We start from the raw sequence: 21,700 nt of genomic DNA, 5'->3' as shown, positions 1-21,700 counted from the left end.
GTTGAAAGTCAAAAGATGAGCGTCGCACACGCCGATATCGAAGCCGTCGCCAGCCGAACACCGCGCGTGTTCGCCATGTTGCTGCGGCTCCTGGCTGCCAACTGGACCTTCGGCCGCTTGACGGTGCAACTGCCCAATGGCGAGACCCATGTGCTTCAAGGCAAGCAGCCGGGCCCCAGCGGCATGATGACGGTGCGCGACTACCGGTTCGCACGCCGCGTACTCGCGGCCGGCGATATCGGCTTCGCCGAAGGCTATATCGCGGGCGAGTGGGACAGTCCGCACCTGGCCGGTCTGCTGGAGACCCTGGTGGACAACTACGATCACATCCGGCGTCTGTTCGACGGCAATCTGATCATGTGGGTGGTCAACTGGCTGAGCCACCGCACCAATCGTAACAGCAAGACCGGGTCGAAGAAGAACATCCACGCCCACTACGATCTGGGCAACGCCTTCTATTCCCAATGGCTGGACAGCACGATGACCTATTCATCGGCCCGCTTCAGCCGCGATGGTGAGGCACTGGAGACGGCGCAGCGCGAGAAATACGCCGCCTTGGCCCGAATGATGGATCTTCGGGCGGGCATGTCGGTCTTGGAAATCGGCTGCGGCTGGGGCGGCTTCGCCGAGTTTGCGGCGCGCGAGATCGGCGCCAAAGTCACTGGGATCACGATCTCCAAAGAGCAGCACGATTTCGCTCGCCAGCGCATGTTCAACGCGGGGCTGAGCAACCGCGCCGATATTCAGCTCATCGACTACCGCGATGTGCAGGGTCGATTTGATCGGGTGGCGTCCATCGAGATGTTCGAGGCTGTGGGCATGGAGTACTGGCCCGCCTATTTCGGCAAGGTCCACGACGTCCTTCAATCTGGCGGTAAGGCCGGACTGCAGATCATCACGATCCAGGACGACCTGTTCGACGAATACAATGCCCGGACGGATTTTATTCAAAAGTACGTCTTCCCCGGCGGCATGCTGCCCTCCGAAGAACGGCTGGCGCCGGTCGTGTCGAAAGCCGGACTGTCATGGCAGTCGGTGGAACGGTTCGGCCTCGACTACGCTGCGACGCTCAAGCTTTGGGATGAGCGTTTCCAGGCGTCCTGGGGCGAAATCAGCAAGCTTTCCGGCTTTGACGAAAGATTCCGCCGGCTCTGGCACTTTTATCTGGCCTATTGCGAGGCCGGATTCCGCTCTCGCCGCACCGACGTCATCCAACTGAGCCTGTCTCGCCTATGAGCGCGCTGATTTCGACAACGGACCTTGCCGCGCGATTGGGCGCGCCCGATTTGCGGATCGTCGATGGCAGTTGGCATCTGGACGGCCGCGACGCGCACGCCGATTTCGAACAGGCCCATATCCCTGGCGCAGTCTTCTTCGATCTGGACGCGATATCGGATCGCGACAGCGCTTTGCCCCACATGATGCCGACGCCAGAGGCCTTTGGGGCGGCGGTCGGGACGCTGGGCCTCTCCGTCGATGACCAGATCGTCGTTTATGATACAGCCGGATTGTTCTCGGCGGCGCGCGTCTGGTGGATGCTGAAGACTATGGGCGCGACGAGAGTTCAGGTGCTCGACGGCGGCCTGCCGCGCTGGCGTGACGACGGCCTGCCAACCGTCTCCGGGCCTTCAGTCGCAAATGCAAAAGACTTTCATGCCAAGATGGCGCCCGATGCTGTCGCCTCGTTGGATGACGTGCGCGCGGCCTCGGCCCAGGACGCCCAGGTCGTGGATGCGCGCGCCGCACCGCGTTTCAAAGGTGCGGCGCCCGAACCTCGCGCCGGTGTTCGCAGCGGCCATATGCCCGGCGCGCGCAATCTCCCCTATGGTCGCTTGCTAAACGACAATGGCACTATGAAGCGTGGTGCGGCCTTGGCGCAGGCCATTGCGGACGCTGGCGTGGATATCAGCCGACCCGTGATCACGACCTGCGGATCCGGAGTGACCGCCGCAATACTGACACTGGGCTTAGCCGAACTCGGTCGTTCGTCGCGGCTTTATGACGGTTCCTGGGCTGAATGGGGCGCCCGAACGGACACCCCCGTCGAAACCGGCTGAGATCAGGCCGGCGGCGCCACGGGGACGACATCGTCGGCGTCGATCGGCTCGTCTTCCTCGCCGCGCGAAACGACGGTGGCCAGAACCAGATCGCCCGTGACGTTCAGGGTTGTGCGGCACATGTCCAGGAAGCGATCCACGCCCAGGATCAGGCCGATGCCCTCCGGCGGCACCTTCACCATCACCAGGATCATCGCCACGACCGGCAGCGAACCGGCCGGCACGCCCGCCGTACCGATACCGCCAAGGATGCAGACCAGCATGACGATGATCTGCTGCGTGATCGTCAGGTCGATGCCGAAGAACTGGGCCAGAAACAGCACCGTTACGCCTTCAAACAGGGCCGTGCCGTTCTGATTGGCGGTGGCCCCAACCGTCAGGACGAAGCGGGCGATCTTGCGCGGCAGCTTCAGCTCCTGCTCGGCCGCCTTGAGCGACACCGGCAGAGACGCGTTGGATGAAGCGGTTGAGAAGGCCACCACCATCGGCTCGCGCACGCCCTTGAAGAAGGCGATCGGCGACCGGCCGCCCAGGATCCAGATCACCAGCGGATAGACGACGAACATGTGGATCGCCATCGCGCCCACCGCGACGCCGACATAGGCTGCCAGACGCACCAACAGGTCCCAACCGAACAGGGCCGCCAGGTTGAACATCAAGCAGGCGATGGCGATGGGGGCCAGTTTGATGAAGAGGTTGATCAGCTTCATCGTGACTTCGAACATGCCCTCGATGACCTGCTGCAAGCGGTCGGTTGCAGGCGACTTGGCCATCACCAGGCCGATGCCGAAGAACAGAGCGAACACCATCACCGGCAGGATCTGGTTCTCGGATGCAGCGGTGAAGACGTTCGACGGGATCAGATCCAGGAAGAAATCACCCAACTGGATGGTTTCGGGCGCGCCGCTGACGATGCCGGCGGCGCCGTCACGTCCCTGGTCCAGCAACTGCTGCGCGAGGACCGGGTCCACGCCCCTTCCGGGCTGGAACACATTGACCATCACCAGCCCGATCACCACGGCGATGCTGGACACCAGAATGGTCAACAACAGGGTCTTAATTCCCGCCCGTCCCAGCGAGCTCAGATCGCCCATCTCGGCCACCCCGACCACCAGGGCCGAGAACAGCAGCGGGATCACCATCATGAACAGCAGGCGCAGGAAGATCTGGCCCAGCGGTCCGGTGACGTTGTCCGTCAGCCAGACCACCCAGGCCGTATCCGCTCCCAACGTCAGATTGACCAGCAATCCCCCGATCAGACCGACCGCGAAACCGATCAACATCAGCCAGTGCAGCGCAAGGCCGCCGCGTTTCGTCTCGGTCATCTGTCCCCCAGGAAGCGATGCAAGCGTCGGCGCTTATCGGATTGGCAGGCCATAGATCAAGCCGGCCGGGCGTGCGTTCCATTGTGCGTTCAAACCGCGCGCCAGGTCGAGCGCCGATTGCGATCCCAGATTTCGCTCGAAAATCTCGCCATAATTCCCGACGGCTTCGACCGCGTCCTTGGCCCAATCGTCGGATAGCCCCAGCATGGGGCCGAACTCGCCCTCGGCGCCCAAAAGACGTCGCACGCGTGGGTCCGTCGTGGTCTTGAACTGATCTTCGGCATTGGCCTTGGTGACCCCGAGTTCTTCGGCCAGCATCAGGGCGTTCAGGGTCCAGCGGACTGTCGAGGCCCAGCGTTCGTCGCCCGCCTTGACCACCGGTCCCAGCGGCTCCTTGGACGCGACGTCTGACAGGATCACATGTTCGTTGGGATTGGTCAGCACAGTCCGCGCGGCGGCTAGCGCAGAGATGTCGGCGCTGAAGGCGTCGCAATCCTCGCGACCATAGGCGTCGCGCGCCGCTTCCTCCGTTTCGAACACGACGGGCCGATATTCGATGCCGCGAGACCGGAAATAGTCGGCGGCGTTCGCCTGGGATGTCGAACCCGACTGAACGCAGACCCGCGCGCCCGTCAGTTCTGTCGCGCTGTTCAGATTGAGCGAACGCCGGACCAGAAAGCCCTGGCCGTCGTAATAGTTGACGCCGGCGAAGACGAACCCCTCGCCCGCGTCGCGGCTCATGGTCCAGGATGAGTTGCGCCACAGCACATCGATCCGGCCGTCGTTCAGCGCCGTGAAACGATCCGACGCCGACAGAGGCACGAACCGCACCGCATCGGCATCGCCCAGCACCGCCGCCGCCGTCGCGCGACAGAAGTCCACGTCGAAGCCGCGCCACTGGCCGCGATTGTCGGTGTAGGCGAAGCCGACCAACCCCTGATGCACGCCGCAGTTCAGGCGACCGCGGCTTTTGATGGCGGCCAGCGTCGGGCTTTTCGCGACCGCCGTTGAAGACGCTAGCGCGGGCGTGGCAGGGCTAGCTTCCGGCGCAGGGCTAGCGTCCTTGCGCCCGCAAGCCGTCGTCATCAGCACAAGGGCCATCGCTCCGATCGTCCAGCACCGCATCGCGTTTCTATCCCTCGCCGCTTGCGCCCCGCTGGCTTTAGAGGCCTTTAGGGACCGATCCGCAACCCATCGGAGGGGCCATGTCTCCGCTTTCGGACCGCACCCGCCTGATCGCCGCCGCCACGCGACGCGGCCAGGGCCGGCGCGGCGTCAATCCGCCGATCGAACGCGCCTCGACGATGTTGAGCGATAGCGCGGCCGTCATGCGCGACGAGACCGACGGGCCGACCTATGGGCTCAGCGGCGCCAGCGCAGCACGCGATCTTCGCCGCGTCCTGGCCGATCTGGAGGGGGCAAAGGACGCCTTTCTCGTTCCGTCGGGTCTTGCGGCCGTCACGGTTCCGCTACTGGCGCTTTTGAGGCCTGGCGACGAGGTGATCACGACAGACGCCGTCTATGGTCCGACGCGCCGGTTCCTGAGTCGGTATCAATCGGCCCGCGGCGTCACGACCCGTTTTTTGCCCGCAGACGCAGATGCGCAGACTGTTCTGGCCGCAATTGGCGAACGCACGCGGTTGGTGCTGATGGAGTCGCCAGCCTCTCTCACATTCGAGATGGTCGATGTCACCGCCCTGGCCAAGGCCTGCCGCGCGCGAGGCGTCCTGACGGTGGTCGATAATACCTGGGCCGCCGGCCTGGCCTATCGTCCGCTGGCCCATGGCGTGGATGTCAGCGTTCAGGCTGTCACCAAATATGTCGGCGGTCATTCGGACGTGCTGATGGGCAGTATCGCTTCAAACGACCCCGCCTGCCTGCGCGCCATCGGCGACACGATCGAGGACCTCGGCTGGCATGTGTCGCCCGATGACGCCTGGCTTGCGCTGCGCGGGCTGCGGACCTTGCCGCTGCGCTATGCTGAACAGGCGCGGTCGGCCTTGATCGTCGCGGAGTGGCTGCACGCTCGGCCCGAGGTGTCCCGCGTCCTTTACCCACCCCTGCCCGGCTCGATCGGCCATGACGTGTGGCGGCGAGATTTCACTGGCGCGGCGTCCCTGATGGGCGTGGTCATGAAGGGCGGAGACAAGGCGGCGGGCGAGGCCTTGCTGAACGCCCTGACCCTGTTCGGCCTAGGCTATTCCTGGGGCGGGTTCGAAAGCCTGATCACTCATGAGACCCATCAGATGGCCTACCGCCACCATCCGCCTGTGCTTGAGGGCGAATTGATCCGACTTCATGTCGGTCTTGAAGATCCTGCGGACCTTGTCGCCGATCTCGAACAGGGCCTCGCCGCCTTCACCGCCGCGCTCACGGTTCCTTAAGCGCCGCAAAGGACTGTGCGCCCGTGCGCGAACCGCCTGTCCAGACTCCGGATGATTCTCCGCCGCTGTGGGAACAGTGGGCGGCCGGCTTCGTCGTCTTCATGCTGACCGGCGCCCTTATCGCGCCCGTCATCGCGCCGACCCAGGTCGAGACGCCGATCCTGCGGTTCATCTGGCTGCCCGTCTATGCCGTCATCGCCGGCCTGATCGTCTTTCGTTTCGACAAGGTTATCCGCGCCTGGCCGGCATGGCTGATGATGTTCGCCCTGGTCGCCCCGTGTTTCGTCTCGAAATACTGGTCCATCGACCCCGAGGTCACGGAGCGCCGCGTTATCGCCATGGCGATCAACAGCGCCTTCGCCATCTATCTGGGCGCCCGCTTCCGTGACGATGCCCTGCCGCGCGTCCTGATGTACACCTGTCTGGTGATGGCGGTCGGCAGCCTGATCATGGTTTTCGGCTATCCGAAGGTCGGGGTGCACCAGTTCGACAACGCCGGCCTGTGGCGCGGCCTCTGGTACGAGAAGAACCAGATGGGGCTGGTCATGGTGGTGGGCGCCGTCTCCGCGGCAGCGACCCTGGCCGCCGATCATCTCGCCGGACGCAGCCATCGGTTCTGGATTTGCCTTCTGACATTGGGCCTGACCACGCTCCTGGTGCTCGCCACCCAATCCAAGACGTCGCTTCTGTGCTGGGGCCTGGGCCTAGGCATGATCGGCGGGTGGTGGGCGTTGAAACAGGGCGGCGCCGTCATCACCGTCATCGGCGTTTGGCTTGCTGTCATCCTTGCGGCGGGCGCGACCTGGCTGTGGAACTCCGACTCCGCCGCGATCCTCGAGGCGCTGGGCAAGGACCCGTCACTGACAGGCCGCACCCTGATCTGGGAAGCCTTGATGCGAAAGGTCGCTGAGCGCCCTTGGACGGGCTATGGCTTCAGCGCCTTCTGGGGCGTGGACTCGATCCCTGCGCGCGAAATCCGCATCGAGACCCAATGGCCCGTCCCCTCAGCCCACAACGGATGGATCGATCTGCTCGTGCAGCTGGGCTGGCCCGGTGCGTTGGCGGTGGGCGCCGTCATGGCAATCTCTGCGATCTTCGTCATCGCGCGCACGAACGGGCTCGGTGCGCGCGAAGGCTATTGGAGCATCGCCTATCTGTCCGCCTTCACCGCCTTGAGCCTTTCAGAGAGCGTCCTGCTGACCCACGCCAACCTGCCGTGGATTCTGATGCTGGCGATTATGGCCCGCGCCGTGACCTTTGATCCGGCCCCGGTTCGTGCGCCGCTTGCTCGACCGGCCTCACGGGCCTACCAGACCCGGTCCCGAATCGCCTCAGACTATGTGAATGGCCGCCGACCTCTTCGCTTTTGACGACGAACCCGAAGCTCGCAAACCCGAGCCGCCCAAGCCTGTTGCGGTGACCCCGCCTGCGGCTGCGCTCATTATCGCCCCAACCCCCGCGCCGCCACCTGTTCAGGCCACAGCGACGACGGCGGCCGCCACCGGCTATTACGCCTCCTCCATTGAGGTGCTGGAAGGGCTTGAACCCGTTCGCAAACGCCCCGGCATGTATATCGGCGGCACCGACGAGCGCGCCCTGCACCACCTGTTCGCCGAAGTCCTGGACAACGCCATGGACGAGGCGGTGGCGAAGCACGCCAAGCTGATCACCGTCGATCTGGACGCCGACGGCTATCTGTCGGTGCGCGACGACGGACGCGGCATTCCGGTGGACCCCCACCCCAAACACCCCGGCAAGTCGGCGCTGGAAGTCGTTATGACTGTGCTGCACTCGGGCGGCAAGTTTTCCGGCAAAGCCTATGAAACTTCTGGCGGTTTGCACGGCGTCGGCGTCTCGGTCGTCAACGCCCTGAGCGAGAGCGTCGAGGTCACGGTCTGGCGCGACGGTTTCGAATGGAAACAGGCCTTCAGTCGCGGCCACGTCCTGGCCCCGATCCAGCAGATCGGCCCGTCCAAGAAGCGCGGCACCCTGATCCGCTTCAAGCCCGACGACGAAATCTTCGGCATGGGTGCGGCGTTCAAGCCCGCTCGTCTATTCCGCATGGCGCGATCAAAGGCCTATCTGTTCCGCGGTGTTGAGATCCGCTGGACCTGCGCGCCAGAGCGGATCACCGACGCCACTCCCGCCCAAGCCAGTCTGCATTTCCCCGGCGGCCTGGCCGACGCCCTGATCGACCGTATCGGTCAGTTGGAGACCGTCACCCCGACTTTCGCCGGCCGCGCCGAGCGTCAAGGCGAAGCGGGCGCTTTCGAATGGGCCGTCACCTGGTCGCCGATCGGCTTCGGCGAATCCGACGGCTTCATCCAGTCCTACTGCAACACCGTCTCCACCCCCGACGGCGGCACCCACGAGGCCGGCTTCCGCGCCGCCCTGGTCAAGGGGCTGAAATCCTACGGCGAACTGACCAACGAGAAGCGCGCCGCGATCATCACCGCCGAGGACGTCATCGCCAACGCCGGTGCCCTTATCAGCGTCTTCATCCGCAATCCCGAATTCCAAGGCCAGACCAAGGACCGTCTGTCCTCGCCTGAGGGTGCGCGCATCGTGGAGCAGCTGCTGCGCGACCCGCTGGACCACTGGCTGACCGAGAGCCCCAAACAGGCCAACGCCCTGCTGGGCTTCGTCGTCGATCGTGCCGAGGATCGGCTACGCCGCCGTAAGGACAAGGAGGTCCAGCGCGCCGCCGCCACCCGCAAGCTGCGCCTGCCCGGCAAGCTGTCGGACTGCAGCCGCCAGTCGGCCCAAGGCACCGAACTCTTCATCGTCGAAGGCGATTCGGCGGGCGGCTCGGCCAAACAGGCGCGCGACCGCACGACCCAGGCGATCCTGCCCCTGCGCGGCAAGATTCTGAACGTCGCTTCCGCCACCGCCGACAAGCTGCGCGCCAACGTCGAACTGTCTGACTTGGCGTTGGCCTTGGGCGTCCAGCCCGGCAACCGGTTCAACATCGACGACCTGCGCTACGAGCGGATCGTCATCATGACCGACGCCGACGTGGACGGCGCCCACATCGCGGCCCTGCTGATCACCTTCTTCTACCGCGTCATGCCCGAGACGATCCGTCAGGGCCGGGTATTCATGGCCCTTCCGCCGCTGTACCGCATCAGCGCCGGCCCCTTGAGCGAATATGCCCGTGACGACGCCCATCGCGACGAGTTGCTGGCGACCGTCTTCAAAGGCAAGAAGACCGAGATCGGCCGGTTCAAGGGGCTGGGCGAAATGATGGCCTCCCAGCTTAAGGAGACCACTATGGACCCCAAGAAACGCACGCTCGCGCGGATCACTGTGCCCGACGCTGAGGCCAGTATCGAAGATCTGGTGGAACGCCTGATGGGCAAGCGCGCCGACGCCCGCTTCCAGTTCATTCAGGAAAATGCCCAGTTCGTGAAAGAAGAACTCGACGTCTAACGGCGTCGCGGCCCTTCCAACGCACGGCGACGCCTGACAAAAGGGGGCATGCAGACGCCCGCCCCCTCCGCCGCCGTGCTTGACGAACTAAAGGCCGCGCTCGGTCCGGGCGGCTGGACCCAGGACCCGGATGTCATCGCGCCACATCTGACCGAATGGCGCAATCGCTGGACGGGCGACACGCCGATTCTGCTGACCCCACGTTCCACGGAAGAGGTTGCGCGCGCTGTGACGATCTGCGCTCAAGAGGGCGTCGCCATCACGCCCCAAGGCGGCGGCACCGGCTTGGTCGGCGGCCAGATCCCCTTCGGCGAGGTCCTGCTGTCGACCCGCAAGATGCGCGCCGTCCGCGATGTGACCCCGCTCGACGACGCCATGACGGTGGAGGCCGGCCTGACCCTGCTTGAGGCGCAGCAGGCGGCGACGGCGGCCGGCCGCTACTTTCCGCTCAGCCTAGCGGCAGAAGGTTCAGCGACCGTAGGCGGCGTCATCTCGACCAACGCTGGCGGTACCCAGGTGCTGCGCTATGGCATGATGCGCGACCTGGTGCTGGGCCTTGAGGCGGTCATGCCCAACGGCGAGATTTTCAACGGCCTCAAGCGGCTGCGTAAGGACAACACCGGCTACGATCTGAAACAGCTGCTGATCGGCGCCGAGGGCACATTGGGCGTCGTCACCGCCGCCACCCTAAAACTCTTCCCCATCATGCGCTCGCGCGCCATCGCGGTGGTCGGGCTGGAAACCGCCGCCGCCTCCGTCGAACTGCTCGCACGCGCCAAGGCCGAGACGGGCGGCGGGGTGGAGGCCTTCGAACTGATGAAGCGCCTCGGGATGGAACTGGTCCTCAAGAACATCCCCGACACCCGCGAGCCGCTGGACTCGACGCCCGAGTGGTATGTCCTGATCGAGATCGCCTCCGGTACGCCCGGCGGCGGCGAGGCCCAGATGGAGGCCCTGTTGGAGGTCGCCTTCGAACAAGGCCTGATCACCGACGCCGCCATCGCCCAGAACGACGCTCAGCGCGCCGCCTTCTGGCGTCTGCGAGAAGAACATTCGGCGGCGCTCAAGCCAGAGGGCGGCGGCTGGAAACACGACGTCTCCGTCCCCATCAGCCGCATCGCCGACTTCATCGACGAGGCCTCCGCCGCCGTCGAACGCTTCCATCCCGGCGCGCGCATCTCGGTCTTCGGCCATGTCGGCGACGGCAATCTGCACTACGACATCCTGCCGGGCGTCGGTCAGGACATCCCCGCCTTCATCGCCCGGTGGAAGGAAGGCTCGCAAGTGGTTCACGACGTGGTCGGAACCTATGACGGCTCCATCTCCGCCGAACACGGGTTGGGCCGGCTGAAGACCGAAGAGGTCAAGCGCTACAAGTCCCCGCTCGAGATCGAAACCATGGCCGCCATCCGCAGAGCCATCGATCCGAAGCGGATCATGAACCCGTCGGTCCTGTTCTAGAACCGACGGGGGGGGGGGGGCGATTATCTGAACTTCCGCAGGCCTCTGGGGCCCTGGCGACCGGCGCCGGCGCGTTTGCCCAGCCAGTCTTTCCAGTCGAGCCAGTTGCGACGACGTCCGCCGCCGTCGGCCCACTCCGGCCCGTTCTCGGCGTTGAAGACGGTGATGTCGGCGAGGCCGCCCTGTTTAAAGCTTTGCAGCTTTACGCCCTTGCCACGTCCCATTTCTGGCAATTCCGCGAGAGGGAAGATCAGCGTCTTGATGTTCTCGCCGATCGTTGCGACGTGATCGCCTGTCACCCGCAGCACCGCCAACATTTCGCCGTTCAACACCTGCTTGCCGCTGCGCTTCTGCGCCAGCGTGTCGTCTTCCGGCGCAATGAAGCCGTATCCGGCCTTAGATGCGATCAGCAGCTTGCCGCCCGGCTGGTGCGCCAGCACGTTGATGATCTCGGCCTTCTCGTCCAGATCGATCATCAGGCGCAACGGCTCGCCATGGCCGCGTCCGGACGCCAGCTTGTCCGCGCCGATGGTGAAGATGCGCCCGTCCGACGCCGCCACCAGCAACTTGTCGGTCGTATAGGCCGGGACGAGGTAGGCGAGTTGGTCGCCTTCCTTGAACTTCAGCTCCGCCGGATCCTCGACCTTGCCCTTGGCGGCGCGGATCCAGCCGCGTTCCGACAGTATGACGGTGATCGCCTCGCGCGGAATGAAGGCCTCGGGCGCGACGAAGGCGGACGTATCAACCGCCTCTGCGATCGTGGTCCGTCGCGGAGAGATCAACGCCTTGCGCACCGCCTCCAATTCCTTGGAGATCGCCTTCCATTGTTTGCCTTCTGACGACGTCAGCGCTTTCAGATTGGCAAGTTCTTCAGACAGGACATTGAATTCCTTTTCGATCGTCATCTCTTCCAGCCGCGCCAACTGACGCAGCCGGGTGTCGAGGATAAAGTCGGCCTGAACTTCCGTCAGACCGAAACGCGCGATCAGGACGGCCTTGGGCTGCTCCTCCTCGCGGACGATGCGGATCACTTCGTCCAGGTTGAGGAAGACGATCCGTAGGCCTTCCAGCAGATGCAGCCGCTTCTCGACCCGCTCAATCCGCCATTGCGAACGGCGGTTCAGCACCTCGCGGCGGTGATCCAGGAAGGCGCGCAGACAGTCTTTCAGCCCCATGACGCGCGGCGTGCCGCTGGCGTCCAGCACGTTCATGTTGATCGGGAAGCGGACCTCCAGATCGGACAGCTTGAATAGGCTTTCCATGAGCATTTCAGGCTCGATGGTGCGGTTCTTGGGCTCGAGGATCAGGCGAATATCCTCGGCCGATTCGTCGCGCACATCTCCCAGCAGAGGTGCCTTCTTGTGCTCGATCAGGTCCGCCAGCGCCTCGATCAGGCGCGACTTCTGCACCTGATAGGGCATTTCGGTGACGATGATCCGCCAAACCCCCCGCCCCAGATCCTCGGTCTCCCAGCGCGCGCGCAGGCGCACACCGCCCCTGCCCGTCTCATAGGCGTCCAGGATGGAGGCATGGCCTTCAACCGCAACGCCCCCGGTCGGGAAGTCGGGACCCGGCACATGCTGCACCAGGTCCTCGGTCGTCGCGTCCGGTCGCTCTAGCAGCAGTAGGCAGGCGTCGATCAGTTCGCCGACATTGTGCGGCGGGATCGAGGTGGCCATGCCGACCGCGATGCCGGACGAACCATTGGCCAGCAGATTCGGGAAGCCGGCCGGCAGGACGATCGGCTCTTCGTCCTGATCGTCATAAGTGGGCCGGAAATCGACGGCGTCCTGATCGATGCCGTCCAGCAGCAGGACCGCGGCCGGCGTCAGCTTGCACTCGGTGTAGCGCATGGCCGCGGCGCTATCACCGTCGATATTGCCGAAGTTCCCCTGACCATCGACCAGCGGATAACGCTGAGCGAAATCCTGAGCCAGGCGCACCAGGGCTTCATAGATCGAGGCGTCGCCGTGGGGGTGGTATCCGCCCATCACCTCGCCGACGACCTTGGCGCATTTGCGCGCCGCCGCCTGTGGGTTCAGCCGCATCTGATGCATGGCGTAAAGGATGCGCCGGTGCACGGGTTTGAACCCGTCACGCACGTCCGGCAGCGCGCGGTTGGTGATGGTCGACAGGGCGTAGGCCAGATAGCGGCGGCTGAGCGCCGTCTCCATCGGCTCGTCAATGATGCGGCCGCCTTCCGGCGGCGGGGCGTGGATCGTCATGGCTCTGCGAATCGGGGATCGGAAGCGGGAAGTCTAGCCCGTAAGACGCCAGATTGGCGGATAAGCGCGCTGGTGAGTCACCAAACCGCTCCGCCGTGCGTATGTGAGTGACACACCCTCGTCAGGCCGCGCCATGATCCTGTTCCTACTCTCCTATCTCGCCGGCGTTCTGACCATCGTCAGTCCCTGCATCCTGCCGGTTCTGCCCTTCGTCTTCGCGCGGCCCGATCGGCCGTTCATCCGCAACGGTTTGCCGTTGTTGCTCGGGATGGCCGTGACCTTTGCGGGCGTGGCGACGCTGGCGGCGCTGGGCGGTGGCTGGGCGGTTCGGGCCAATGAGGTCGGGCGCTGGATCGCCTTGGCCGTCATGGCGGTGCTGGGCGTCAGCCTGCTGTTTCCGGCCGTGGGCGATCGCCTGATGCGGACGTTCGTGGCGGCGGGGTCCTGGCTGACCGATCGCGCCGAGCGCCAGGGCAGCGATCAGGGCAACGTGCGCTCGTCCCTGCTGCTCGGCGTCGCCACAGGGCTGCTCTGGGCGCCGTGCGCCGGACCCATTCTGGGCGTGATACTGACGGGCGCAGCGCTTCAGGGCGCCGGCGTCGGAACGACGGTTCTGCTGCTAGCCTATGCAGCAGGCGCGGCGACATCACTGGGTCTGGCCCTATTGGTCGGCGGTCGCGTGTTCAAGGCCATGAAAGGCGCGCTTGGCGTCGGCGAATGGGTGCGGCGCGGCCTGGGCGTGCTGGTGCTGATCGGCGTGGTCATCATCGGTCTGGGTGCGGACAGGGGACTGTTGACCCGGATTTCGGCCGCCAGCACGGGTCGGATCGAACAGGCGCTGCTGGGCGGGATCGGGCGCAGCATGCCGACGAACCAAGCCCCGGCCGATCTGGCCAATCTGCCGGTCGAAGCGGTGATGCCGCCGCTGACGGGCGCGACGACCTGGATCAACACACCGCCGCTCACGACCGAGCAGTTGAAGGGCAAGGTGGTGGTGGTCGATTTCTGGACCTACTCCTGCATCAACTGCATCCGCTCCATCCCCTACGTCCGCGCCTGGGCCGAGAAGTACAAGGACCAGGGTCTGGTGGTGATCGGCGTGCACACGCCCGAGTTCGCCTTCGAGAAATCCGAGGCCAACGTCCGCCAGAACGTCCAGCGCCTTGGCATCACCTATCCGGTCGCCATGGACAATGAGTTCGCCGTCTGGCGTGCGTTCAAGAACCAGTACTGGCCCGCCCACTACTTCATCGACGCAAAGGGGCAGGTCCGTCACCACCATTTCGGCGAAGGGGACTATGCGGGCTCCGAACGCGTGATCCAACAGCTTCTGAAAGAGGCGGGCGCCGCGAACGTCGCCAGCAACGTCGTCACGGTCCAGGCTCAGGGCGCAGAGGCCGCCGCCGACATGGCCCAGGTCGCATCGCCGGAGACCTACGCCGGCTATGGCCGCGCTGAGAACTTCCGCTCTCCCGGCGGTTTGGCCAACGACGTGATCAAGGACTATGTCGCCGCGCCGCTGAAACTGAACGATTGGAGCCTGTCGGGCCGCTGGCGCGTGACGCGTGAGCATGCCGACCTGCAGACGGGCGGCGGCCGTATCGCCTTCCGCTTCAAGGCGCGCGATCTCCATCTTGTCATGGGGCCCAGCAAGCCGGGCGCACCCGTCCGCTTCCGCGTCCGGATCGATGGCGCGGCGCCGGGCGCGAACGCCGGCAGCGACATCGACGCTCAAGGCCTTGGCCGGGTCGACGGCGAGCGGCTGTACCAACTGGTCCGTCAGACGGGCGCGGTGCGCGAACGGACGTTCGAGATCGAGTTCCTGGATCCCGGCGTTCAGGTCTTCGCCTTCACCTTCGGCTAGAGGCGGCCGGCGTCGCCCAGCTTGTCCAGCATCCACACGCGCGCAGGCGGCAGGGGCTTGTTCTGCGGGTGGAAGACGAACTGCTCCAGGAAATGTCCCGTCAGGTCGAACCCGGCCCGGACGTCGCCCTCGATCAGACCGGATTGCGCGCCCAGCATGAAGGGCGGCAGGGTCAGCATCTTGTCGGCATAGGGAGCGCCGGCGTCGCGGCTGACCGCCCGGCCGGTGCGAGGACTGACGTAGATCAAGTCGTCGGCCGTGCCGGTCGCGGCGCATTTGGACAGGTCCAGGCCAAAGCCCAGATCTTCCAGCAGCCCCGCCTCGAACCGCACGAAGATCGCAGGCCAGACCGCCGGCATTTCGAACGCCACCATCAGCGCCTCGAACGCCAGAAAGACGCCGGGATGCGGTTCACGCTCCGGCAACGCGCCTTGCGTCACGCCCGCCGCCGCCGCCAGTCCTGTCAGCGCCAGGGCGTCGTCGAACAGGGCGCTGGGCCCCTCGCCTACCGGCTCCAGCCGCACAGCGCCGAGGTTATCCGAGGTGCGGGCGCGGTAATCGGCCACGACCCGCGCACCCGCCTGCAGGAACGGCCTCATCTTGCGCGACGCTCCGCCCGCCACATAGGCCAAATGCCTGCCGTGGTTCTCGGTCAGCAGATCGACTACAGCGCCCGTGTCGCCGTGGCTGCGCGCCGAAAGGACGAACGCCTCTTCGTGGAAATCCATGGCCACGGCTTAGCGCGGCCCCACGAGGTTGGCCATACGTTCCGCCTCAATGCGCGGCCGCCGCCTCACCTTTGATCAGGGCGACGACCGCATCAGCTTTATCGTTGGGCACCGCGAGGCTCAGCACATACTGCTCGATTTTCCAGCCGTCATCGGTCAGGCGCATGACGCCCGAGCCGCGCGTCTCGCCGTAGGACGGGCTGGCTAGCTTCTCTTCGAACCAGGCGATGCAGCGGCAGTTGATGGGGGCGATGGTGATGGTTCGAGACGTCGCTGGAAACGACCAGGCGCTGTCGTGTTTGAACCACGGCTCGGCGAAGGCGCGGAACTGGGCCATCGTCCAGTGCTCGTTTGCGTCCGTACCGATGAAGCGGGCATTGGGGGCGAACAGGCTGAAATAGGTCGCTTCGTCGGCGGTGGACGAGGCCTGATTGAGGCGATCCAACACCGACGCCACCTGCGCCTCGTCGGTCGGGGCCGGCGTCGCGGCTTGCGACAGTGCCAGGGCGGCGATCAAGGCGGTGAACATGGCGATCTCCCTTCGGTGGTCAGGAAGGTGCAGCTCCCACCGTCCCTCCGCAAGCGGCAATCGGGCGCCTATTCTCCGCCTTTTAGAACGGCATAGGTTTCCGGCTTCAGCGGTCCCGGCCCGAGTTCCCAATAGATCCAGCTTTGCGCCGGCATGATAAGGGCTTCCATCGGCCGACCTTTTCGCGGGCTTCCCGCTGACCGATGCTCGCATCCTGCGTTCTCGCCTTGATCAAGATCATGGACGGCGTGAATGGCCTCGACCAAGGTCGAATGGATCACCGTCGTCGCCCCGACTAGCACCGGGCGCCCCAGGCCCTCCCCGGCCGCAGCCCACAGCCGCCCATGTCATCGCGTATCCGCAGTCAGGCCCTGAAATCCAAGGTCATGTCGGCCCACGACGCAGCTGCTCTGATTCCCCCCGGCTCCACCGTCGGCATGAGCGGTTTCACCGGATCGGGCTATCCCAAGGCCGTGCCGCCCCAGCTGGCCCAGCGGATCGAGGACGCCCACGCCGCCGGGGACGCCTTTCGCCTGAATCTGTGGACCGGCGCCTCGACAGGGCCGGAGCTGGACGGCGCCTTGGCCAAGGCCGACGGGATAGAACTGCGTCTGCCCTACAACTCCGACCCCACCGCGCGCGACAAGATCAACTCGGGCCAGATGGAATACCTCGACATGCACCTCAGCCAGCTGGCGCCCGCTGTCTGGCAGAGCGTGCTGGGGCCGCTGGATACGGCGGTGATCGAGGTGTCGGCGATCAATAACGACGGTTCGCTGGTGCCGTCATCGTCCATCGGCAACAACAAGACCTGGCTCGACCGCGCCGACCGCGTGATCCTGGAGGTCAACCGCTGGCAGAACGCAGCGCTAGAGGGCATCCACGACATCTACTATGGCACCGCCCTGCCGCCCGATCGCGTGCCCATTCCCCTGACCCGGCCCGACCAGCTGATCGGCCAGCCCAGCCTGCGTTGCGACCCCGACAAGATCGTCGCCATCGTCGAGACGGATGCACCGGACCGCAACCTGCCCTTCGCCGCGCCGGACGCCGCGGCGCGAGCCATCGCCGGCCATCTGATCGAATTGCTGAAGCACGAGGTGAAGGTCGGCCGCCTGCCCGCCGCCCTGCTGCCGCTGCAATCCGGTGTCGGCAATGTCGCCAATGCCGTGCTGGCCGGCCTGATGGACAGTCCGTTCGAACGGATGGCCGCCTATACCGAAGTCATCCAGGACGGGATGTTGGACCTGCTGGACGCGGGCAAACTGACGGTTGCCTCGGCCACCGCCTTTTCACTCAGCCCCGAGGCGGCGGCGGACCTCAACGGGCGGATAGCCGAGTTCCAAGGCAAGATTATCCTGCGCCCGCAGGAAATCTCGAACCACCCGGAGCTGATCCGTCGCCTGGGCTGCATCGCCATGAACGGACTGATCGAGGCCGACATCTATGGCAACGTCAACTCGACCCAGGTCATGGGATCGCGCATCCAGAACGGCATCGGAGGATCGGGCGACTTCGCGCGCAACGCCTTCATTTCCTGCTTCGTGACGCCCTCGACGGCCAAGGGCGGCAAGATTTCCGCGATCGTGCCCATGGCCAGCCATGTCGATCACATCACACAGGACGTGCAGGTGCTGGTCACCGAACAGGGTTTGGCCGATCTGCGCGGCCTTTCGCCCAAGCAGCGCGCCAGGGTCATCATCGCCAACTGCGCCCATCCCGACTATCGCGATGCCCTGATCGATTACTATGCACGGGCGCTGAAGGGATCGTACGGCTTGCAGTCCCCGCACCTGCTGGACGAGGCCCTGTCCTGGCACCAACGCTTCATCGAGACGGGCTCGATGAAGCCGATCTAGCGCGCCAGCGTCATCGGAAACTCGTGGCCCAAGGCCTCGGCCATCGCTTGCTGACTGATCAGGAAGACCTGATCACGCAGGTGATAGTTGTTGGACAGAACGATCACCGTCACGTCCGCGTCCGGCTGATAGAGCATCAGATTGCGGAATCCGCCCCAACTGCCGGTGTGGTAGATCTGGCGGTCCTGGAAGCTGGGCCGCACCTGATCGCCCAGGCGATTGGCGAAGATGCCGAAACCCCAATCCCGACGCGGATGGCTGCGCTCGTTCGGCCTCATGTCGGCCGGCGCGTGGTCGGCCAGCATCTGCTGATAGCTGTCGGGGGTCAGCAAACCGCCGCGGTGCAGCGCCCTTTGCCAGACCAGCAGATCGTCCAGCGTCGAATAGACCGCGCCGGCGCCCGCCACGATGGAGGTGTTGGCGTTCGGCTGGGCCGCCAGACCCCCGGGGAAGTTGGCGTAGCCCATGATGACGCCGTGATCGCCGCCATCGAGATCAAGCCCGCTATCCTTCATGCCGAGAGGCTTGAAGAAGGTCTCTCGCATATAGGTCTGAAAAGGCTTGCCGCTGGCCTTTTCCACGATGGCGGCGGCCAGATTGAAACCGGCGTTGTCGTACCGCACCTTGGTCCCCGGTTCGAACTGAAGGCCGAAGCGCTTTGAATCTTCAGTCAGTTCGTCCAGCGCCGCCGGCGTCGTGCGGCGCATGCCCCAACCCGGCCGCGCCATCAGATCGGGAATGCCCGACGTGTGTGACAGCAGATGGCTGATGCGGATCGGCGCCCAGGCCTGCGGACAGGGCTGGATCCATTTGCAGACCGGATCAGAGACGTTCAGCTTGCCCTCGTCCTGAAGCTTCAGGATCGCCGTCGCCGTGAACTGTTTGGAGATCGAAGCCAGGCGGAAGCGCGAGCCCAGCCCCAGCGGCTGATTCTGCTCGTAGTTGGCCTTGCCATAGACCTGGCGGAACAGGACCTTGTCGCCCTTGGCCACCAAAACCGCGCCCATGAAGCGTCCTGAAGCGGCTTCGCGATCCAGGCGCGCCGTCAGTTGCGGCAGGTCCTGAACCACGACCACGGGTGGTCGCGGCGGCGCATCGGCGCGCTCGGTCGCCAGTTCCACATCGGTCTTGGGGGCCACGGCCGTGGCGATGCCGCCCCAGACCGCGCCGCCAAGGATCAGCGCCCCAAGGACGCCTAGAACGAGCCGGGGATGTCCCCCGGCGGTACGCGGCACATCAAACACAGGAACTCAGACGTCGAAATCCAGACCGAACTGCGCATAGAGGGCGCGGCTGTCCTGCCATTTCGGATCGACCTTGACGGTCAAGAACAGGTGCACCTGACGGCCGAGGATTTCGTTCAGCTCCTCGCGCGCCTTCTGGCCAATCCATTTCAGGGTTTGGCCGCCCTTGCCCAGGACGATGGGCCGCTGGCTCTCGCGCTCGACATAGATGGTCTGTTCGATCCGGGCCGAGCCGTCGGCGCGGTCCTCGAAACTGGTGGTCTCGACGGCGGCCGAATAGGGCAGTTCCTCATGAACGCGTAGATAGACCTTCTCGCGCGTGATCTCCGCCGCGAGAACCCGGACCGGCACATCTGCGGCCTGATCCTCGGGATACAGCCACGGCCCCTTGGGCATGGACAGGGCCAGACGCTGCTTCAAATCCTCCACGCCGTCGCCATTGGCCGCCGAGATCATATAGACCTCGGAATAGACGCCGCTTTCGAACAACTTCTGCGACAGCGCCAGCAGGGTGTCGCGGCGCATGCCGTCGATCTTGTTCAGCGCCAGAACGACCTTGGTCCCGGTGGCCTGCAGGTTGGCGATGATGGTCTCGGTGTCCTCGGCTGAGCGACGATCGGCCGCCGTGCCCTCCCGGCCTTCGGCATTGATGTGAGACTGGGCGTCGATCAGGTGAACGACGATATCCGCATCTTCCGCGCCGCCCCAGGCCGAGGCGACCATGGCCCGGTCCAGCCGACGGCGCGGGGTGAAGATGCCTGGCGTGTCCACCAGCACGATCTGGGCGTCGCCTTCCATGGCGATGCCGCGCACCGGAAAGCGCGTCGTCTGCACCTTTTGCGTGACGATCGAGACCTTGGACCCGGTCAGCCGGTTCACCAGCGTGGACTTGCCGGCGTTGGGGGCGCCGATGATGGCGGCAAAGCCTGCGCGCTGGTTTTCGATATCGGTCAAATGACGCCTTCACGTTTGAGGAGAGCCGTTGCGGCCGCCTTCTCCGCCTCCTGACGCGAACGCCCTTGCGCGGTCAAGGGCTGCACGTCCTGCACGGACACTTCGACAGTGAATGTGGGCGCATGATCCGAACCCGTCCGATCGGCAACGCGATAGGTGGGCAGCGGTCGGCCTTGCCCCTGCGCCCACTCCTGAAGCGCCGATTTCGGATTGGTCACGGTGCGGGACGGCGGCGCCGACAGTTCGTCGGACCAGGCCCGTTCGAATACGGCCCTGGCGGCATCCAGCCCGCCGTCCAGATAGACGGCCGCTAATATGGCCTCGACCGCATCGGCGATGACGCCGGCCTTGCGGCGCCCGCCGGTCTTGGTCTCGCCGGACGACAGCCGCAGCGCCGGCCCCACGCCCAGGGCTTCGCCTACGCGGGCGCAGGCGCCCTTGTCGACCAAGGCGTGCAGGCTCGACGACAGCTGGCCTTCATCCGCCGTCGGGAACTGGACCGACAGGCGTTCGGCGACCAGCAGACCCAGCACCCGGTCGCCCAGGAATTCCAGCCGCTCGTTGTCGCGTGGACCGTGGGCGCCGACCGGCGCTCCCTCGCCCACGCTGGCGTGGGTCAGGGCGCGCTCCAGCAGGGCCTTGTCCTTGAACCTGTGTCCCAGGCGCGTTTCCAGCGCCGCGACCGCTTCGGCTCTCAGATTGGCCATCAGTGGAGGACGTTGAAGAACCGGTCGAGCCGCACGTTGAACCAGCTGACAGGGTTCCACAGCGACGAACCGGACTTCCACGAGAACAGGATGATCTGCGCCTTGCCGACCAGGTTTTCGGCCGGGACCATGCCCACGCCGCTGGACTGTTCGACACGGCTGTCGATCGAGTTGTCGCGGTTGTCGCCCATCATGAAGTAATGGCCGGCCGGGACCTCATAGACCGGGGTGTCGTCCAGGTCGTTTCCGGGACCGAAGTCCTGGGTCATGAAGCTCTTGCCTTCCGGCAGGGTCTCGCGGACCTCCGTCACCGGGCGCGGGCCGAAGATGTCGTTGATCTCCTGCTCGCTGACGACGACGTCCTGTACCGGCTTGTCGTTGATATACAGCTTGTTGGCGATCATCTGGATGCGGTCGCCGGGCAGGCCGATCACGCGCTTGATGAAGTCGGTCTTGTTGTCGCGCGGCAGTTTGAACACGACAATGTCGCCGCGCTTGGGCGCCGAGCCCATGATCCGGCCGTCGAACAGCGGCGGGCTGAACGGGATCGAGTGTTTGGAGAAGCCATACGACCACTTGGAGACGACGATATAGTCGCCTTCGTACAGGTTCGGCTCCATCGAGGCCGAAGGGATGGTGAAGGGCTGGAACAGGAAGATCCGCAGCACCATCGCGATCAGCAGGGCGAAGACGATGGTCTTGAAGATTTCGCCGGTCTCGCTGGCCGCCGAGGTCGCCTTGTCGCCGCCCTTGGGGGTCTTGGCATAGACCTTCTGGTTCGCCGTTGTCGGCTCTTGCACCGACTTGACCGGAGCGTCCGCCTCCGAGGCCGCAAATCGTTCTTCGGGGGTGGCGTCGCGATTGGCGTCGTCGGGCTTTTGGTCTTCGCTCATGCGATCAGGCATCCTCGCCGCGTCCGCGCGGTCATCGCGCA

The 21,700-nt window shown here is 65.2% G+C and carries 17 protein-coding genes; 8 read left to right on the top strand and 9 right to left on the bottom strand.

All coding sequences use genetic code 11. From position 1 onward, the window contains the following. Nucleotides 1-15: 15 nt before the first annotated feature. Nucleotides 16-1,236 (top strand): SAM-dependent methyltransferase, encoded by a 1,221-nt coding sequence (locus tag O2K97_RS09520; RefSeq protein WP_269219080.1) that lies wholly within the window; start codon nt 16-18, stop codon nt 1,234-1,236. Next, complete coding sequence (sseA, locus tag O2K97_RS09515; protein WP_269219079.1) at nt 1,233-2,057, top strand: 3-mercaptopyruvate sulfurtransferase; 825 nt, start codon at nt 1,233-1,235, stop codon at nt 2,055-2,057. Before O2K97_RS09520 ends, sseA begins: the two co-directional genes overlap by 4 nt. 2 nt (nt 2,058-2,059) lie before the next feature. Here the strand turns inward: sseA and O2K97_RS09510 are convergent, their stop codons facing one another. Both O2K97_RS09510 and O2K97_RS09505 read right to left on the bottom strand, forming a co-directional pair. Continuing rightward, nucleotides 2,060-3,382: a dicarboxylate/amino acid:cation symporter gene (locus O2K97_RS09510; protein WP_066628371.1), complete on the bottom strand. Its 1,323-nt coding sequence runs from the start codon at nt 3,380-3,382 to the stop codon at nt 2,060-2,062. 33 nt (nt 3,383-3,415) lie between these two features. After that, nucleotides 3,416-4,483, bottom strand: a complete 1,068-nt coding sequence (locus tag O2K97_RS09505) for an amino acid ABC transporter substrate-binding protein (RefSeq protein ID WP_269219078.1) — start codon at nt 4,481-4,483, stop codon at nt 3,416-3,418. 104 nt (nt 4,484-4,587) lie between these two features. Here O2K97_RS09505 and metC point away from each other — a divergent pair, with 104 nt between their 5' ends. The 4 genes from metC to O2K97_RS09485 are packed head-to-tail and all read left to right on the top strand — an operon-like array spanning nt 4,588 to nt 10,656. After that, nucleotides 4,588-5,766: a cystathionine beta-lyase gene (gene metC / locus O2K97_RS09500; RefSeq protein ID WP_269219077.1), complete on the top strand. Its 1,179-nt coding sequence runs from the start codon at nt 4,588-4,590 to the stop codon at nt 5,764-5,766. Nucleotides 5,767-5,789: 23 nt separating this feature from the next. Continuing rightward, nucleotides 5,790-7,136: an O-antigen ligase family protein gene (locus O2K97_RS09495; protein WP_269219076.1), complete on the top strand. Its 1,347-nt coding sequence runs from the start codon at nt 5,790-5,792 to the stop codon at nt 7,134-7,136. After that, nucleotides 7,111-9,195, top strand: coding sequence for a DNA topoisomerase IV subunit B (locus O2K97_RS09490; RefSeq protein ID WP_269219075.1), 2,085 nt, complete (start codon nt 7,111-7,113; stop codon nt 9,193-9,195). Before O2K97_RS09495 ends, O2K97_RS09490 begins: the two co-directional genes overlap by 26 nt. Nucleotides 9,196-9,243: 48 nt before the next feature. Continuing rightward, on the top strand, nt 9,244-10,656 hold the full coding sequence (locus tag O2K97_RS09485; RefSeq protein ID WP_269219074.1) for an FAD-binding oxidoreductase: 1,413 nt from the start codon (nt 9,244-9,246) through the stop codon (nt 10,654-10,656). A gap of 23 nt (nt 10,657-10,679) precedes the next feature. Here the strand turns inward: O2K97_RS09485 and parC are convergent, their stop codons facing one another. Next, nucleotides 10,680-12,881: a DNA topoisomerase IV subunit A gene (parC, locus tag O2K97_RS09480; RefSeq protein ID WP_269219073.1), complete on the bottom strand. Its 2,202-nt coding sequence runs from the start codon at nt 12,879-12,881 to the stop codon at nt 10,680-10,682. 103 nt (nt 12,882-12,984) lie between these two features. Here parC and O2K97_RS09475 point away from each other — a divergent pair, with 103 nt between their 5' ends. Beyond that, a complete protein-coding gene (locus tag O2K97_RS09475) occupies nt 12,985-14,745 on the top strand; it encodes a cytochrome c biogenesis protein DipZ (protein ID WP_269219072.1) in 1,761 nt (586 codons plus the stop codon). On the opposite strand, the gene recO is transcribed toward O2K97_RS09475, so the two are convergent. Continuing rightward, nucleotides 14,742-15,473: a DNA repair protein RecO gene (gene recO / locus O2K97_RS09470; RefSeq protein ID WP_269219071.1), complete on the bottom strand. Its 732-nt coding sequence runs from the start codon at nt 15,471-15,473 to the stop codon at nt 14,742-14,744. The genes O2K97_RS09475 and recO overlap by 4 nt on opposite strands. 46 nt (nt 15,474-15,519) lie before the next feature. Next, the gene (locus tag O2K97_RS09465; protein ID WP_269219070.1) at nt 15,520-16,002 is read right to left on the bottom strand and encodes a nuclear transport factor 2 family protein; all 483 of its coding nucleotides are present in this window, start codon (nt 16,000-16,002) and stop codon (nt 15,520-15,522) included. 344 nt (nt 16,003-16,346) lie between these two features. Here O2K97_RS09465 and O2K97_RS09460 point away from each other — a divergent pair, with 344 nt between their 5' ends. Continuing rightward, nucleotides 16,347-17,861: an acetyl-CoA hydrolase/transferase family protein gene (locus O2K97_RS09460; RefSeq protein WP_269219069.1), complete on the top strand. Its 1,515-nt coding sequence runs from the start codon at nt 16,347-16,349 to the stop codon at nt 17,859-17,861. On the opposite strand, the gene O2K97_RS09455 is transcribed toward O2K97_RS09460, so the two are convergent. The 4 genes from O2K97_RS09455 to lepB are packed head-to-tail and all read right to left on the bottom strand — an operon-like array spanning nt 17,858 to nt 21,659. After that, nucleotides 17,858-19,096 carry a serine hydrolase domain-containing protein gene (locus O2K97_RS09455; RefSeq protein WP_269219068.1) on the bottom strand — a complete coding sequence of 413 codons (1,239 nt, stop codon included), beginning with the start codon at nt 19,094-19,096 and terminating at the stop codon, nt 17,858-17,860. The two genes, O2K97_RS09460 and O2K97_RS09455, sit on opposite strands and share 4 nt — an antisense overlap. A 15-nt stretch (nt 19,097-19,111) precedes the next feature. Continuing rightward, nucleotides 19,112-20,059, bottom strand: coding sequence for a GTPase Era (era, locus tag O2K97_RS09450; RefSeq protein ID WP_017503839.1), 948 nt, complete (start codon nt 20,057-20,059; stop codon nt 19,112-19,114). Then, nucleotides 20,056-20,766 carry a ribonuclease III gene (gene rnc, locus O2K97_RS09445; protein ID WP_269219067.1) on the bottom strand — a complete coding sequence of 237 codons (711 nt, stop codon included), beginning with the start codon at nt 20,764-20,766 and terminating at the stop codon, nt 20,056-20,058. Before rnc ends, era begins: the two co-directional genes overlap by 4 nt. Then, a complete protein-coding gene (lepB, locus tag O2K97_RS09440; RefSeq protein ID WP_269219066.1) occupies nt 20,766-21,659 on the bottom strand; it encodes a signal peptidase I in 894 nt (297 codons plus the stop codon). The genes rnc and lepB overlap by 1 nt, the downstream gene beginning before the upstream one ends. Nucleotides 21,660-21,700: the final 41 nt, after the last annotated feature.

The sequence above is a fragment of the Brevundimonas vesicularis genome, assembly GCF_027105095.1.
GTDB lineage: Bacteria > Pseudomonadota > Alphaproteobacteria > Caulobacterales > Caulobacteraceae > Brevundimonas > Brevundimonas vesicularis_E.
Note: the sequence above shows the minus strand (reverse complement) of the source record. Positions and strands in the feature narration are given on the sequence as shown.

Excerpts from the sequence above, each read along its gene's own strand:
- parC (WP_269219073.1), bottom strand. The coding sequence starts at position 12,881 with ATGACGATCCACGCCCCGCCGCCGGAAGGCGGCCGCATCATTGACGAG.
- recO (WP_269219071.1), bottom strand. The coding sequence starts at position 15,473 with ATGGATTTCCACGAAGAGGCGTTCGTCCTTTCGGCGCGCAGCCACGGC.
- O2K97_RS09520 (WP_269219080.1), top strand. The coding sequence starts at position 16 with ATGAGCGTCGCACACGCCGATATCGAAGCCGTCGCCAGCCGAACACCG.
- O2K97_RS09460 (WP_269219069.1), top strand. The coding sequence starts at position 16,347 with ATGTCATCGCGTATCCGCAGTCAGGCCCTGAAATCCAAGGTCATGTCG.
- rnc (WP_269219067.1), bottom strand. The coding sequence starts at position 20,766 with ATGGCCAATCTGAGAGCCGAAGCGGTCGCGGCGCTGGAAACGCGCCTG.
- metC (WP_269219077.1), top strand. The coding sequence starts at position 4,588 with ATGTCTCCGCTTTCGGACCGCACCCGCCTGATCGCCGCCGCCACGCGA.
- sseA (WP_269219079.1), top strand. The coding sequence starts at position 1,233 with ATGAGCGCGCTGATTTCGACAACGGACCTTGCCGCGCGATTGGGCGCG.
- O2K97_RS09465 (WP_269219070.1), bottom strand. The coding sequence starts at position 16,002 with ATGTTCACCGCCTTGATCGCCGCCCTGGCACTGTCGCAAGCCGCGACG.
- lepB (WP_269219066.1), bottom strand. The coding sequence starts at position 21,659 with ATGAGCGAAGACCAAAAGCCCGACGACGCCAATCGCGACGCCACCCCC.
- O2K97_RS09510 (WP_066628371.1), bottom strand. The coding sequence starts at position 3,382 with ATGACCGAGACGAAACGCGGCGGCCTTGCGCTGCACTGGCTGATGTTG.
- O2K97_RS09490 (WP_269219075.1), top strand. The coding sequence starts at position 7,111 with ATGGCCGCCGACCTCTTCGCTTTTGACGACGAACCCGAAGCTCGCAAA.
- O2K97_RS09485 (WP_269219074.1), top strand. The coding sequence starts at position 9,244 with ATGCAGACGCCCGCCCCCTCCGCCGCCGTGCTTGACGAACTAAAGGCC.
- O2K97_RS09505 (WP_269219078.1), bottom strand. The coding sequence starts at position 4,483 with ATGGCCCTTGTGCTGATGACGACGGCTTGCGGGCGCAAGGACGCTAGC.